This window comes from Bradyrhizobium sp. 17 (assembly GCF_023073515.1).
In the GTDB taxonomy this organism is placed as follows: Bacteria; Pseudomonadota; Alphaproteobacteria; order Rhizobiales; family Xanthobacteraceae; genus Bradyrhizobium; species Bradyrhizobium canariense_D.
On record NZ_JADPJQ010000117.1, the window covers coordinates 486,921 to 501,065 of the forward strand.

General features: G+C 64.8%; 17 protein-coding genes. 14 read left to right on the top strand and 3 right to left on the bottom strand.

Going from position 1 to position 14,145, the window contains the following annotated elements; all coding sequences use genetic code 11:
• Positions 1-229 precede the first annotated feature (229 nt).
• The 7 genes from IVB13_RS27360 (at position 230) to IVB13_RS27390 (ending at position 6,350) form a co-directional block, all read left to right on the top strand.
• On the top strand, positions 230-1,633 hold the full coding sequence (locus IVB13_RS27360; protein ID WP_247490932.1) for a TldD/PmbA family protein: 1,404 nt from the start codon (positions 230-232) through the stop codon (positions 1,631-1,633).
• On the top strand, positions 1,620-2,438 hold the full coding sequence (locus IVB13_RS27365; protein WP_018453448.1) for a 3'(2'),5'-bisphosphate nucleotidase CysQ: 819 nt from the start codon (positions 1,620-1,622) through the stop codon (positions 2,436-2,438). The genes IVB13_RS27360 and IVB13_RS27365 overlap by 14 nt, the downstream gene beginning before the upstream one ends.
• A gap of 60 nt (positions 2,439-2,498) precedes the next feature.
• Positions 2,499-2,741 carry a DUF4170 domain-containing protein gene (locus IVB13_RS27370; protein ID WP_007596929.1) on the top strand — a complete coding sequence of 81 codons (243 nt, stop codon included), beginning with the start codon at positions 2,499-2,501 and terminating at the stop codon, positions 2,739-2,741.
• Positions 2,738-3,451 carry a lysophospholipid acyltransferase family protein gene (locus IVB13_RS27375; RefSeq protein ID WP_018453449.1) on the top strand — a complete coding sequence of 238 codons (714 nt, stop codon included), beginning with the start codon at positions 2,738-2,740 and terminating at the stop codon, positions 3,449-3,451. Before IVB13_RS27370 ends, IVB13_RS27375 begins: the two co-directional genes overlap by 4 nt.
• Positions 3,414-4,760 (top strand): 3-deoxy-D-manno-octulosonic acid transferase, encoded by a 1,347-nt coding sequence (locus tag IVB13_RS27380; protein ID WP_018453450.1) that lies wholly within the window; start codon positions 3,414-3,416, stop codon positions 4,758-4,760. The genes IVB13_RS27375 and IVB13_RS27380 overlap by 38 nt, the downstream gene beginning before the upstream one ends.
• The gene (gene lpxK, locus IVB13_RS27385) at positions 4,753-5,769 is read left to right on the top strand and encodes a tetraacyldisaccharide 4'-kinase (protein WP_247490934.1); all 1,017 of its coding nucleotides are present in this window, start codon (positions 4,753-4,755) and stop codon (positions 5,767-5,769) included. The genes IVB13_RS27380 and lpxK overlap by 8 nt, the downstream gene beginning before the upstream one ends.
• Positions 5,770-5,909: 140 nt before the next feature.
• Positions 5,910-6,350 carry a GYD domain-containing protein gene (locus IVB13_RS27390; protein WP_247490937.1) on the top strand — a complete coding sequence of 147 codons (441 nt, stop codon included), beginning with the start codon at positions 5,910-5,912 and terminating at the stop codon, positions 6,348-6,350.
• Between the two features lie 327 nt (positions 6,351-6,677).
• On the opposite strand, the gene IVB13_RS27395 is transcribed toward IVB13_RS27390, so the two are convergent.
• Positions 6,678-6,872 (bottom strand): hypothetical protein, encoded by a 195-nt coding sequence (locus IVB13_RS27395; RefSeq protein ID WP_083926320.1) that lies wholly within the window; start codon positions 6,870-6,872, stop codon positions 6,678-6,680.
• 492 nt (positions 6,873-7,364) lie between these two features.
• On the opposite strand from IVB13_RS27395, the gene IVB13_RS27400 reads away from it, so the two are divergent.
• A complete protein-coding gene (locus tag IVB13_RS27400) occupies positions 7,365-7,670 on the top strand; it encodes a hypothetical protein (RefSeq protein WP_247490939.1) in 306 nt (101 codons plus the stop codon).
• 16 nt (positions 7,671-7,686) lie between these two features.
• Here IVB13_RS27400 and IVB13_RS27405 read toward each other — a convergent pair whose 3' ends face one another.
• On the bottom strand, positions 7,687-7,914 hold the full coding sequence (locus tag IVB13_RS27405) for a DUF2093 domain-containing protein (protein WP_007596922.1): 228 nt from the start codon (positions 7,912-7,914) through the stop codon (positions 7,687-7,689).
• 175 nt (positions 7,915-8,089) lie between these two features.
• Between IVB13_RS27405 and IVB13_RS27410 the strand changes: the two genes are divergently transcribed.
• Both IVB13_RS27410 and IVB13_RS27415 read left to right on the top strand, forming a co-directional pair.
• Positions 8,090-8,914, top strand: a complete 825-nt coding sequence (locus tag IVB13_RS27410; protein WP_247490941.1) for a dienelactone hydrolase family protein — start codon at positions 8,090-8,092, stop codon at positions 8,912-8,914.
• A 223-nt stretch (positions 8,915-9,137) separates the two neighbouring features.
• Positions 9,138-9,308: a hypothetical protein gene (locus tag IVB13_RS27415; protein WP_166517608.1), complete on the top strand. Its 171-nt coding sequence runs from the start codon at positions 9,138-9,140 to the stop codon at positions 9,306-9,308.
• Between the two features lie 263 nt (positions 9,309-9,571).
• Here IVB13_RS27415 and xseA read toward each other — a convergent pair whose 3' ends face one another.
• Positions 9,572-11,194 carry an exodeoxyribonuclease VII large subunit gene (gene xseA / locus IVB13_RS27420; RefSeq protein WP_247490943.1) on the bottom strand — a complete coding sequence of 541 codons (1,623 nt, stop codon included), beginning with the start codon at positions 11,192-11,194 and terminating at the stop codon, positions 9,572-9,574.
• Between the two features lie 137 nt (positions 11,195-11,331).
• On the opposite strand from xseA, the gene IVB13_RS27425 reads away from it, so the two are divergent.
• The 4 genes from IVB13_RS27425 (at position 11,332) to IVB13_RS27440 (ending at position 13,794) form a co-directional block, all read left to right on the top strand.
• The gene (locus tag IVB13_RS27425; protein ID WP_247490945.1) at positions 11,332-12,441 is read left to right on the top strand and encodes an alpha/beta fold hydrolase; all 1,110 of its coding nucleotides are present in this window, start codon (positions 11,332-11,334) and stop codon (positions 12,439-12,441) included.
• On the top strand, positions 12,438-12,992 hold the full coding sequence (locus IVB13_RS27430; protein WP_085361283.1) for a hypothetical protein: 555 nt from the start codon (positions 12,438-12,440) through the stop codon (positions 12,990-12,992). The genes IVB13_RS27425 and IVB13_RS27430 overlap by 4 nt, the downstream gene beginning before the upstream one ends.
• Positions 12,992-13,291, top strand: a complete 300-nt coding sequence (locus IVB13_RS27435; protein WP_018453460.1) for a transcriptional regulator — start codon at positions 12,992-12,994, stop codon at positions 13,289-13,291. The genes IVB13_RS27430 and IVB13_RS27435 overlap by 1 nt, the downstream gene beginning before the upstream one ends.
• A gap of 323 nt (positions 13,292-13,614) precedes the next feature.
• The gene (locus IVB13_RS27440) at positions 13,615-13,794 is read left to right on the top strand and encodes a hypothetical protein (protein WP_085357155.1); all 180 of its coding nucleotides are present in this window, start codon (positions 13,615-13,617) and stop codon (positions 13,792-13,794) included.
• Positions 13,795-14,145 lie beyond the last annotated feature (351 nt).

Below are 14,145 nucleotides of genomic sequence, written 5' to 3' on the forward strand. Positions count from 1 at the left end.
TCGATGCGAGGACCTTAGCGCGAGCCTTTCCGAAACCGCTTAAAAAGGCTGGTTAATCCAACCTCACCGCCGCGCATGATTGACAAGACCTTGGCGCGCATGATTGACGAGACGTTGCGCGCAAGGTGCGAATCTGAGCTTTTGGTGGGCTGAAAATGCTTGAAGTCCGCGCGATCAGGGCACATCTGTGGGTTCCGGTCCCGCAGCCCGCCCCAACAGGATTTCGTTTGTGAACCCTTCACCAAGCTCGACGCTTTCGCCCAAGGATTCGTCCACAGCCAGCCGCGACCTGTTCGACCAGTCTGCGCTCTCCGATCTCGCGCAGCGGCTGGTGGAGGCTGCAAGGCGCGCCGGCGCGGATGCGGCCGATGCAGTCGCCGTGCGTGGCGTCTCGCAAGGCGTCGAGGTCCGCGACGGCCGCGTCGAGGAATCCGAACGGTCCGAGGGCGACGATGTCGGCCTGCGCGTGCTGGTCGGCCGCCGTCAGGCGGTGGTCTCGACCAATGATACCAGCGGCGATGCCGTGACCAAGCTTGCCGAGCGAGCGGTTGCGATGGCGCGCGTCGCGCCCGACGACAAATATGTCGGCCTTGCCGATCCGGCACTGCTCGCGCGCGACTTCCCCGATCTCGATCTGCTCGACCCTGACGTGCCCGCGACCTCGGAACTCGAGCGTCGCGCGCTCGAAGCCGAGGCTGCGGCGCTTGGTGTGAAGGGCGTGACCAAATCCGGCGGCGCCTCGGCCTCCGCCGGCATGGGCGGCATGGTGCTCGTCACCAGCACCGGCTTCCACGGTTCTTATCTGCGGTCCAGCCAGGGCATCTCCGCCACCGCCATTGTCGGTGACGGCACCGGCATGGAGCGCGACTACGACTTCACCTCGGCGCCGCATGGTGTAGACCTCTTGTCACCGGAGATCGTCGGCCGTTCCGCGGGCGAGCGCACCGTGGCGCGCTTCAATCCGCGCAAGGTCGAGACCTGCAAGGTGCCTGTGGTGTTCGATCCGCGCGTCGCGGGCTCGCTGGTCGGTCACGTCGTCGGCGCCATCAATGGCGCTTCGATCGCGCGCAAGACCAGCTTCCTGAAGGACAAGCTCGGCCAGCAGCTGTTCGCCAACAACATCCGCATCATCGACGATCCGCTGCGCAAACGCGGCCTGCGCTCGCAGACGTTCGACGCCGAAGGCGTCGCCGTGAAGAAGATCGCGCTGATCGACGAAGGCGTGCTGACGACCTGGCTGCTCGATTGCGCGACCGCGCGTGAGCTCGGCCTCACCACCACCGGCCATGCCCACCGCGGCGTGTCCTCCTCGCCGTCACCCGGCCCGTACAATCTGCATCTTGAACCCGGCACGCCGACGCCGGCCGAGCTGATCTCCGACATCAAGCAGGGGTTCTACGTCACCGATTTGATCGGCTCGGGCGTCAACGGCGTCACCGGCGATTACAGCCGCGGCGCCTCCGGCTTCTGGATTGAGAACGGCGAACTCACTTATCCCGTGAGCGAGGTGACGATCGCCGGCCATCTGTTCGAGATCTTCAGGTCGATGCAGCCGGCGAACAATCTCGAGTTCCGCTACGGCGTCAATGCGCCGACGGTGCGCATCGAGGGTTTGACGCTTGGCGGACGTTGACGCGAACGCAACCGGCGAAGCCATCCTGACGCGCGACGCGGCGCTGCTGCAAGAGACGGTGCGGGAGGCGGGCGCACTCGCGCAGTCGATGTTCCGCACCGAGCTGAAGAAGTGGACCAAGGGCGCGTCCTCGCCGGTCTCGGAAGCCGACATTGCCGTCAACGATCTCCTGGAAGCGCGCCTGCGCGCGGCGACGCCCGACTATGGCTGGCTGTCGGAGGAGAGCGCCGACGACGAGGTGCGGCTGTCGCGGCGGATGACCTGGATCGTCGATCCCATCGACGGCACCCGCAACTATCTCAATGGCCATGACGAATGGTGCGTCAGCGTGGCGCTGGTCGAGGATGCCTCGCCAGTGCTGGCCGCGGTGTTCGCGCCGACGAGCGAAGAGTTCTTTTTCGCCGCCCGCGGCCAGGGCACGACCCTCAACGAGGTGCCGGTGCGGGCGACGTCGGGATCCGAGCTTGACTTCTCGCGGGTCGCGGGTCCGAAGCCCCTGGTCGAGCGCCTGAAGCCGTCACTGGGCGAGATCAAGCTGCATCCGCGAATCGGTTCGCTCGCGCTGCGTCTGTGCCGGGTCGCTCATGGCGCGCTGGATGCGGCTTTTGCGGGCGGCAACAGTCATGATTGGGACCTTGCGGCGGCGGATTTGATCGTGCAGGAAGCCGATGGTAGGATGAGCGATCTCTCCGGAGATCCCATCCTCTATAACCGCCGGCAAGTCACGCATGGGGTGCTGGTGGCAGCGGGTCGCGATCGTCATGCGAACATTGTCTCGCATTTTCGAAACCGCCCCTTGCCGTGAAGCGCTTTCTCGTGCTTGTCGAACACTGCTTTGCCGGGCAGCCCGTTAGGAACAGAACCGATGCCAGATAGTGCCCCGCAACAACTGCTCCACCTCGTCGTCGGCGGCGAGCTCGTCGATCTCGAGCACAACACCTTCAAGAACCTCGACGACGTTGAGATCGTTGGCCTCTATCCGAACTATGCGACCGCGCACGCCGCCTGGCGCGCCAAGGCGCAGAGCACGGTCGACAACGCGCAGATGCGCTATTTCATCGTCCATCTCCACCGGCTGCTCGACCCGAATCAAGAACCGGCGCGTTGAAAAAGCTGCTTCGCAATACGCTGAGGAGCAGCTTCGTTCAGCGTGCCGTCGGAATCCTGGCGGCCGAATATCTGCGTCTGGTCTGGCGGACGAACACATTCACGTTCGATCCGCCTGACGTCTATGACCGCGTCGAACCGCAGATCCCGGCGATCTTCGCCTTTTGGCACGGCCAGCATTTCCTCACCCCCTTCATCAAGAACAAGGACTGGTACAAGGCCAGGGTCCTGATCTCCCGTCACCGCGACGGCGAGTTCAACGCGATTGCCGCCGAGCGGCTCGGCATCGGCACCATCCGCGGCTCCGGCGACCATGGCGGCGCGTTTCACCGCAAAGGCGGGGTCGGTGCCTTCAAGGAAATGGTGCGGACGCTCGAGGACGGTTGTAATGTCGCGCTGACCGCTGACGTCCCCAAGCGCTCGCGCGTGGCTGGGCTCGGCATCATCATGCTGGCACGGGAATCGGGGCGGCCGATCATGCCTTTTGCGATGGCGACCAGCCGCTTCGTCCGGCTCAAGAACTGGGACCGCACCACCATCAACCTGCCGTTCGGGCGGGGCGCGTTGGTCGGCATCAAGGAAATCCACGTTCCGCCGGATGCGGACGCCGCCACCATGGAAGCGCTGCGGCTCGAGCTGGAGGAGACCTTGAACGAGGCGACCCGCCGCGCCTATGCGCAACTCGGCCGGCCGGGACCTGCAGATGCCTAAATCGCTACCGGGCTCGCTGCCGTTGACGCTGCGGATGTACCGGCGCCTGGCGCGCGGCCTGGTGCCGCTCGCGCCTGTGCTGATCAAGCGGCGCCTGAAGCAGGGCAAGGAAGATCCCGCGCGCGTCGGCGAACGGCGGGGCCTGTCCCGGGACGTGCGACCGCACGGTCCGCTGGTCTGGATTCACGGCGCCAGCGTCGGCGAGGTCCTCGCCGCGGCGGCCCTGATCGAGCGCTTGCGCGATCTGAACCTGCGCATTCTGCTCACCTCGGGCACCGTCACGTCGGCTGCTATTGTCGCAAAGCGCTTTCCGCCCGACGTCATCCATCAATACGTGCCGTATGATTCCCCGCGCTACGTCGCGCGCTTCCTCGACCATTGGAAGCCGTCGCTGGCGCTGTTCATCGAATCCGATCTCTGGCCGAACCTGATCCTGGCAGGCGCTGCGCGTCGCGTGCCGATGGTGCTGATCAACGGGCGGATGTCGCCGCGCTCCTTCCCGCGCTGGCGCCGCATGCAGGGCACCATCTCGGCGCTGCTGTCGCGTTTCGACATTTGTCTGGCGCAGTCGAAGACCGATGCCGAGCGCTTCTCGGCGCTCGGCGGCCGGGACGTCGTCACCACGGGCAATCTCAAGCTCGACGTGCCGGCGCCGCCGGCCGATCCTGCCAAGCTCGAACGGCTGATGGCGATGACGCGCGGGCGTCCGATCATCGTCGCGGCCTCGACCCATCCGGGCGAGGAGGAGATGCTGGTGGCGGCGCATCGCAGCCTCAGCGGTTTCTTCCCGCAGCTCCTGACCGTGATCGTGCCGCGCCATCCGGATCGCGGCTCCTCGATCACAGGCCTGATCACGGCGTCCGGCCTGAAGCCGGCTCTGCGCTCGCGCGACGAGCTGCCGACGGCGACCACCGACGTTTATATCGCCGACACCATGGGCGAGCTCGGCCTGTTCTATCGCCTCTCGGACATCGTGTTCATGGGCGGATCGCTGATCCGCCATGGTGGCCAGAATCCGATCGAAGCGATCAAGCTCGGCGCGGCCATCGTCCATGGTCCGCACGTCTTCAATTTCGCCGACGTCTACGAGGCGCTCGATCACAGCGGCGGTGCGCGCCAGGCCGACACGCAGGAGCTGCTCATCAAGCAGCTCGGCCAGCTGCTCGCCGATCCTGCCGTGCGTCACAAGATCCAGCAATCGGGCGCCGGCGTGGTCGAGGATCTCGGCGGCGCACTCAACCGCACCATGACCGCGCTCGAGCCTTATCTTCTGCAGTTGCGGATCGAGATGGGGGCCGCCAATGCGTGAGCCGGCCTTCTGGTACCGGCCACGTTCGCTCGAATCGTACGCGTTGGGGCCGCTGGGTGCGCTCTACGGCGCGATCACCGAACGGCGGATGCTGCGCGAGGGCGTCGACGCCGGCATCCCCGTGATCTGCGTCGGCAACTACCATGTCGGCGGCGCCGGCAAGACGCCGACCGTGCTGGCGCTGACGAAGCTCCTGCGCGAGCTCGGCGAGACGCCGGTGGTGCTCAGCCGTGGCTATGGCGGCAGCCTCAAGGGCCCGGTGATGGTCGACCGGACGCGTCACACCGCGTCCGACGTCGGCGACGAGCCGCTGATGATGGCGCGCGACGTTCCCGTCACGGTCGCGCGCGACCGTCTCGACGGCGTCGTGCTGGCGAAGTCGCAAGGCGCCACCGTGATCCTGATGGACGACGGTTTCCAGAACCCGCGTCTTCTCAAGGACACCTCACTGATCGTGATCGACAGCGAGCGCGGCCTCGGCAATGGCAAGGTGTTTCCGGCCGGTCCGCTGCGTGCGCCGCTGAAGGCGCAGCTCGCGCGCACCGACGCGCTGGTCGTGATCGGCGGCGGCCGCGCCGCCGACGATGTCGCGGCCGAGCTAGCCAGGCGCAACAAGCCGGAACTCCGCGCGCGGCTGAAACCCGACGCCGAGGCGGTCGCAAGACTGTTGGGCAAGCCGGTGTTCGCGTTCGCCGGCATCGGCGATCCCGAACGGTTCTTCCGTACGTTGCGCGCCAGCGGCATCGACCTCGCGCGCACGCGCGCCTTTGCCGATCATCACATGTTCTCGAACGAGGAGATCGCAGCCCTCGCTGCGGAGGCGGGGCGCGAGCAGCAAACATTGGTAACGACGGAAAAGGATCTTGCTCGCCTGCACGGCCGTGAAGGCGTGCCGGATGACATCGTGCCTTTCGCGGTGCAGCTCGAGTTCGATGACCCGGTTGCGCTTCGGCAATTGATCAGCGATCATCTCTACAAGGCGCGCGAGCGGCGGTTTTCCAGGCGATGATCTCGTAAGGTGGGCGAGATCTGATCGGGACGACATGTCGCACTGATGAATTTCCTTCCGCACGTTCGGGAGTTGATGTAGCCTCGCATGAGAGCCGTCACCGGGACGTGCCGAACTCCCGGAAATCATCGACGGCGTTTATGCCCACGGCGGGCAGTACCTTCATCATTTCAGATGCAGCGGCCGTAACGACGAGTTCGGAATGGCAGGAAAGTCATTGCCAAAAACCCAGAGGGGAACATGCCATGCATTTTTGCCTCACCGGACAATACACACCCCGCGCTCTCAATGCCATTTTGGAGAACCCCAAGACCGATCGTCAGGAGGCGGCAAGAAAACTCATCGAAGCGGCCGGCGGAAAGCTGATTTCGATGTTCAGCGTTGCGGCCGACGGCCCAGGCGTGTTGGTGATTTTCGATGTGCCTGATCCAGGTGCGGCTCCGGCCATCTCCGGCCTGACCGTCACGGCGGGCACCCTGCAGAACGTGAAACTGACGCGGCTGTTCACGCAGGACGAGATCAAGCAGGTCCGCCAGAACGCGGCGAAGCTGCGTTCTTCGTATACTCCGCCCGGAAGCTGACATACGGATCTAAAGCGAAGCCGCCGCAGTCGAAGGAAGCGGCGGCAACGCTCATCTCACAGCAAGAATCACGTCTGCAACCGAGGCAAGGCGAAGGCCTTCCAGCCTGCGTTGACGAACCATGCTGTCCGGTGCGTGCTGCGTCCGCGGCGTTCAGCAGTCAATCATGCTCACCACGCCCCAACGGCCATCAATCCGATAATGGTCAGGCACGAGACGCAGGCCACCATGGCGGTATAGTACTCGGGTGTATTCATTGCTGCCTCCCAAACTGTTGCCAACTGCTTGGTCACTGCTACGGGGAGAGATCGCCGGTCTCGGGCCGCTTCAATTCGGCGCGCGGCGACCGGTCTTGCGTTGTGCGTCCGTCCTCTCATCGTCACCCTGATCCGGATGATGATGCGCGTCGAGAGCTTCAAAGCGTTCAGCTGCGATCAGAAGCTGTTTCCGCATTTCAGCGAGGCGGGCGCGGCAATATTCACGATAGAGCAGGTCTAATATGGTGGGCATGATCACCCCCATCGTTGATTTTCGATTACAGATATTCCACCGCAAATTTTCGAGGTGATCGTAGCCCGACAGATGGCTCTTCGATATGAGCCCGTTCACAGACGGCGCCAATTCCAGAGCTCAGTGGCCGCTTGGCTGACTTGATTGTCTGTGCGATAAAAAGAGCAGGGCCAGTTACCTAAGATGAAGCATAGCGGCGCTTTGTTTCACCAAGACTTCGTCAAACAACCTAAGAGCGCCAATCGCAACAAAGAATCCAACCACAACGCGAAATAACTAACCATGGAGTGCAAGCACTCTTCGATGCAACGCGGATTGGCATAACGGAAATCATCTCGGCTGTGAGAGCAGCATTTCTGATGCGTCCGAACATGCCTCGTGAAAAAGCTGCACCGCTCGTGCTATGCCGGCAGGGCAGCTGCGCTTTGCCCATCGACAGCAGCCTGCCATTCAGGCGCCATTCATCGCAAGCTCCTATCGTTTTCAGACGCTCAGGAGAATGCGATGAAGTTGCCGTCCGCCGCCGTTGCCGCCAGTCTTGTGGGTCTGATCATTGCGCCGGTGTTTGCACAGACGGCACCGCCGGCGGCGTCCACCGCCACAGTGTCGGTCCCCGCGACCAAGCGCGTGACGTGTCTTTCCACGACGGCAAGCCTGAAGGGACAGGACAAGCGCGACCAGATGCAGCTCTGCATGGCGCAGGCGCGGCTCGATTGCCTGAAGCAGGCGATCGATCAGAAGATCGTCGGCGAGACCAGGAAGAGTTTCATCAAGACCTGCGTGGGCGCGGATGGCGCGGAGCAGCGATAGACGCGCGGCTGCGGCCTCACGCCTGCGGCTTGGGCGCGCCCGGGTAATGCCGCTCGAGCACGGCGGCGGGCGTGGCGTAGGCTTCCTGCAGGTCCACGCTCCAGTATTTCAACTCGTCGAGCGGGATGCGCGTATCGGTGATCGCGCAGCGCACGAAGGTCCCCGGCGAGATCACGCGGAAATCGCCGTCGAGATACTGCACCTGCGCTTCGCCATGGCCCGAGGGGCCGAACTTGTTCAGCACGGTCGAAAGTCTCCGTGGAAGGCCGCTCCGGGATCACCTGGGAGGGCACGATGTGTTGGACGGGATGTAGCATAGATAGGGTGGCTTGTCCGCCCGGTAAACCCACCGGTTTGTGATGTTTTGGCGCCGTTTCCGCGTGATAGTGCTTGAGCGAAGGATCCAACGGCAAAGTTCGATGCGCCTTCCGTTCACCGCCCTGTTCCTGACGTTCCTGATCTCGGCCGCGCACGGCTCGCCGGCACCGCAGCCGGTCGAGATTCCGCTGGCGTCCGGCGTGCTGCATGCGCAGCTCTACAAGCCCGAGGGCACGGGGCCGTTTCCGACCGTGATCGCGCTCCACGGCTGCGGCGGCCTCGGTGGCCATTCCGATTCCGTCCTGCCGCGCTACCGCGACTGGGCCGAGCGGCTGCTCAAATCCGGCAACGCCGTGCTGCTCCCTGACAGCTACGGCTCGCGCGAGCTCGGGCCGCAATGCCGCGTCAAGGAGATCCACGTCAAGGCGCGGCGCGAACGCGTCACCGATATCGCGGCGTCGCGCGCCTGGTTGATGAAACAGAGTTGGGTTGCACGCGACCGCGTCAGCCTGATGGGCTGGGCCAACGGCGCCAGCGCGCTGCTCTGGGCCGTGCGTCCGCAAAACCTTGCGCGCGAGACGGGTCCGGATTTCCGCGCCGCGATCGCGTTCTATCCGGACTGCAGGATTTCCGCCGGCCTCGGGTGGAGCACACGGGTGCCGACGCTGGTGCTGATCGGTGGCAATGACGACGTCTCGTCGCCGCCGGCCTGCCGCCAGATGGTCGAGGGCGCGCATGGCCGCAGCGCGCTCGCGCGCATCGTGGTCTATCCCGGCGCCTATCACGACTTCGACCGCGCCAACACGCCGCTGCACGCAGCGAGCGGCAGCACCGACGCCGCCGCGCCCGAGCACGGCCATCTCGGCACCGATGCGGCAGCGCGCGCGGCGTCGCAGAAGGAAGTCGCAGAGTGGCTGGCACGGTGATGGCAGTGCCGTAGCCCGGATGAGCGTAGCCATATCCGGGTAGGCCTGTCCCGCATGTCGCTGCGCTCATGCGGGCTACATGTGGCGAGCGGGGCCGCCCGAGGGAACAACAGCGGACAGCCCCGCATCGACCACCGCCCTGCACGGAAAATGGCCGACCGTGACTCTACGGATCGCGCGCCGTGATGGTTTCATTTCGTAACGACGCCATCATTCGACCACGATGTCGATTAAACGCAATCCCATGCGCAACCGCTTCGTCCTGTTCTCCTCCGCCCTGATCGTCTTCACCGTCGCGGTCTTCCTGTTTGAAGCCCATGCCGGCGCGCCGCAACTCGCGCCGGAACATTGCGGCTTCTGGACCACGATCGACGCGGGATTGTCTTGCCGCTGAGACGCGCAGTATTGTAGCCCGGATGAGCGTAGCGATATCCGGGGCCGCTGCTCCCGCATGTCGCTACGCTCATGCGGGCTACGACAGCGAGTTCGTGACACGCGTCCCACACACTCACTGTCATCGCCCGGCTTGACCGGGCGATCCAGTACGCCGAGGCGGTTGTGATGGATCGAGAAGCCGCGGCGTACTGGATTCCCGCTCCTGTGCGCAATTGCGCACAAGGCGGGGAATGACGGCCAGGGTGGAACGCCGCCCTCCGCCTAAAACAAATTCCCCTGATCCACCGGCTTGCCCACGCGCTTCGGCGCAGGCTTCGCGTCCTGCGCGGCTGGCTTCGCTTGCGCCGGCGCGCGCTTCGCTGCAGCCGCGGGCCGATCCGCATCCGCGGTCGCACCGACACGGCCATCCGCAAACTCGATCTCGACCCGTGCGCCGGGACCGATCTCATTCCCCGAATGCAGCGGATGGCCGGCCTCGTCCCGCACCAGGGCAAAGCCGCGCGCGAGCACGCCGCGATAGCACAAGGCGGAGAGCAGCTTGCCGCTGTTCTCGATGCGGGCATCCAGCCGCTGCAACAGCGTCACCAGCGCGCGGCCCGCGCGCTCGGCAAGGCGATGCGTGCGCTCGCGCTGACGGTGAATCGCGTTGCGCTGCGCCTGCGCATTGGAAAGCTTCGAGGCGCGCAGGCGCACCTCCAGTCCGGCAAAGCGGTCGCGCCGCCGCCGTAAGAGCGAGCGCGTGGACAGGCCGAGCCGCTCGCCGCACACGGTGAGGCGGTGATCGGCCTGCGAGATCTGGCCGTGCAGCACCCGCAGCGTCAGCTTGGCGCCTGCGGCGGTGAACCTGCGGAAATGCGCATGCGTGTTGGCCTTGAGGCAGCGGGGCAGGGACGCACCCGCTGAATCCAGCCGCTGCCGCGGGATCGCCAGCAGATCGCCGGCGGCCGGCAGCGCGCGCGCGGCGGCGCGCAGCTCGCTGCGGCGGCTCTCCTGGCCGCGTTGCCAGCAGGACCGGGTGCGTCGCCCGAGATCGCCGACCTCGACGAAGAGATCGCTGCGCACCGGCACCGCCATCTCGGCCGCCGCCGTCGGCGTCGGCGCGCGCTTGTCGGCGACGAAATCGATCAGCGTGATGTCGGTCTCATGCCCCACGGCCGAGATCAGCGGGATCATGCTCTCGGCCGCGGCACGGACCACGATTTCCTCGTTGAACGACCAGAGGTCCTCCAGCGAGCCGCCGCCGCGCGCCACGATCAGCACGTCGGGGCGCGGAATCTTGCCGCCCTCAGGCAGCGCGTTGAAACCGCGGATTGCGGCTGCGACCTGCTCGGCCGAGCCTTCGCCCTGCACCTTGACCGGCCATACCAGCACGTGGCGAGGAAAGCGGTCCTCCAGGCGATGCAGGATGTCGCGGATCACGGCGCCGGTCGGCGAGGTCACCACGCCGATCACCTCCGGCAGCCACGGCAAAAGCTGCTTGCGCGCCTCGTCGAACAGGCCTTCGGCGGCGAGCTTCCTCTTGCGCTCCTCCATCAGCGCCATCAGCGCGCCGATGCCGGCCGGCTCCAGCGCCTCGATCACGATCTGGTATTTCGAGGACCCCGGATAGGTCGTGAGCTTGCCGGTGGCGATGACCTCGAGCCCCTCCTGGGGCTTGAAGCGCATGCGGCCGTGCACGCCCTTCCAGATCACCGCCTCGATCTTGGCGCTCTCGTCCTTGAGCGCGAAATAGCAATGGCCCGACGAATGAGCCCCGCGGAAGCCGGAGATCTCGCCGCGGACCCGGACATGGCCGTAGGTGTCCTCGACCGTCCGTTTCAGGGACTGCGAGAGCTCTGAAACGGTGAATTCGGGCGTGTTGATCAGGGGTTCCGCTGAAGGCATCGGCAAACGATTCGGCATGTGGGGATCAGACCCGACGTTAAGGATTTTTGCAGCGCCGCGCCAATCCGGGGATTGATTAGGAGAGTACTCTGTACTATAGAGTTCTCTATAGTTGATTAGTTTGGGAGGAGTAGATCATGGCAATTCGAGTGCTGCGCGGCGTTTTGAGCGGGCTGAAATGGGCCCTGTGTGCGGTCGGCGGTGTGGCGCTGATCCTGACCGTGATGATCGCAACGCCGCTGGAGCGGCCGCCGGAGATGCGATCGGTCTCCGACTCCGCCAAGGGAATCGACTGGACCACCCTCCCGCCCTTGGAGCGCTTCCAGGCCCGCGACGGCACCTGGATCGGTTTTCGCCACTACGCTGCCAAAGCGTTTTCAAGCGAAGTGGAAGCCGGTTCGCGTGAAGAAAACGCGTCAAAACAAGAATCCGGAGCCCCGTTCCGATCCCATCGGAACGGAAATGGCTCCGGCCCCGCGACCGGCCGTGGCGCGATCTTCATCCACGGCTCGTCCGGCTCCAGCGGCACCGTCAATCATGCCCTGACCCAGGCCATCGCCTCGCGCGGCGTGGAGACCTGGGCGCTCGACATCCGCGGCCATGGTGGCTCCGGCACGCGCGGCGATATCGGCTATGTCGGCCAGCTCGAGGACGACCTCGTCGATTTCGTCGCTCAAATCCGCAAGACCGCGCCGGAGCTGCCGCTCACCTTGATCGGCCATTCCGCCGGCGCCGGCTTCTCGCTGCGCGTCGCCGCGACGCCGATCATGCAGGACATGTTCGTGCGCACCGTGCTGCTCGCGCCCTATCTCGGCTATGACGCGCCGACCAACAAGCCGCATGCCGGCGGCTGGGCCAATGTCGACCTGCCGCGCTTCTTCGCGCTGGCCACGCTGCGCAAGATCGGCATCGACTGCTGTTCGCAGCTTCCGGTGCTCGCGCTCGCCGTGCCCGCGACTTCGGCAAAGTACCTCGTCTCGACCTATTCGGACCGCCTGACGCGCAATTTCGCAACGCGCGGCTATCGCACCGATTTTCCGGCGACGACCCGCCCGATCACGATCTTCGGCGGCGCCGAGGACGAGATGATGATCTCGGACAAGTACGCGGAGACCGTGCAGGCGGTGAAGCCGTCGGTCGACGTCAAGATCATCGACGGCATCAACCATATGGGCATCGTCACCAACCCGAAGGCGATCTCGGTCATCGCCGACGATGTGGCGACGCGCGGGACAGGGCAGTCATGATCGACAGCAAGGAAGCCTCGGCGGCGCTGGCCGATATCGACGACATCGTCCAGCGCGTGAAGCAATCGCAGCTCTACGAGCTGGCGAGCTTTGCTGCCGTCTGGTGGGGCGCATTGGTGTTCGCGGGCAATCTCGTGACCTGGCTTTGGCCGGTCTATGCGGGCTACGCCTGGGTTGCCGTGGACGTTTTGGGCGCCGGCGGTCTGGTGGCGCTGCGCATTCTCAATCCGCCACATTATTCCCATGGCGTCGCCTTCAACATCAGACTGCTTCTGGTGTTCGCGCTCTTCTTCGCCTTCGGTTATCTCTGCACCAGCGTGATCGGTCATTTCGGTCCGCGCCAGCTCGGCACGTTCTGGCCGCTCTACTTCATGCTGTTCTATTCGCTGGCGGGTCTCTGGTTCGGCTATGCCTTCATGGCGATCGGTCTCGGCATCTCCGCGCTGACGCTGATCGGCTATTTCTACATCGGCGAGGCGTTCCCGCTCTGGATGGCCTTCGTCAATGGCGGAGGCCTGATCCTCGGCGGCCTCTGGATGCGGCGGATCTGATGGCCGAGCTCGACGACATCATCCACCAGCCGTTGCGGCTCAAGATCATGGCGGCACTGAACGCGCTGCCGGCCACCGCAGGATTGGAATTTTCCCGGCTGAAAAAGCTCACCGGCGCCACCGACGGCAATCTCGGCGCGCATATCGAGACGCTGGCGAAAGCAGGCTACGTGTCGGTGGAGAAGGCGTTCGTCGGCAAGAAGCCGCAGACCACGGTGACTGCCACAGCCGCCGGCCGCGGCGCGTTTGCGCGGCATGTCGCGACGTTGCAGGAGATTATTGCGGGGAAGCAGGGGTAGGACGTACTCATAAATGTCGGCTTACCAACGCAAAGCGGAAGTCTCCCACCTCGGGCATGATCGATGGCTTGTGACCCGAAGCTGACCTGCGAGGCTCGCCCGTACAACGATAGTCCATATCAATTTGGGGATTGCCGGCATTGCGATGCCCGATTGCTGCGGGTCCAAAGCTATCTCGATACACGCTTCTTCAAAACCGTCCGCATCTTCAAGTGCCAGGAGCTCATTGCGACGATTGAGGCACCCACGACATCGATTAATCTATGTTAAAGCCGCGCCCCGTAACTGGGAGGTAAAACGTTCCCAACGGGGAAACGCGTGCGATGGACTACCGCGCTTATATCATGGGCGAGGACGGGCGGATCAGCGGCGTTCATGAGATGGATTGCGCCGACGACGAGGAGGCCACAGCCAAAGCGAGACAGCTGCTCGACGGCCACGATTTAGAAGTGTGGCACAGAGATCGGCGCGTCACTGTTCTCAAGCACCACACAAGACAGTAAGGCCGCTCAGTGGCGGTCGCGGCCATGCAATGTCCCCGGTCAGGCGGCCCTTAGCGGACATGCTCATCAGCTTGTCCTGACGCCGATAACCGCCCTTAGCGGACCCTCGCGAACCCGTACCTACGGGGGGAACCAAGGGGCCCGTGATGCGTTAAGAGCAGTTCGGCGGGCCGGAGGGGCGTCCGCCCATGTTTATTGCACGAACGACGCTCGTATCGGGTCGTCGTTCCTCTCGCCCCCGAGAGCCGGGCACCCGCATGTCGAACGTAGAAGAATTCCCACTCTCCGCCCGGCACCGCCCCACGGAGTTCGAGGCCCTGGTTGCGGCCGGCGCTGCCGCGCTCGATGCCA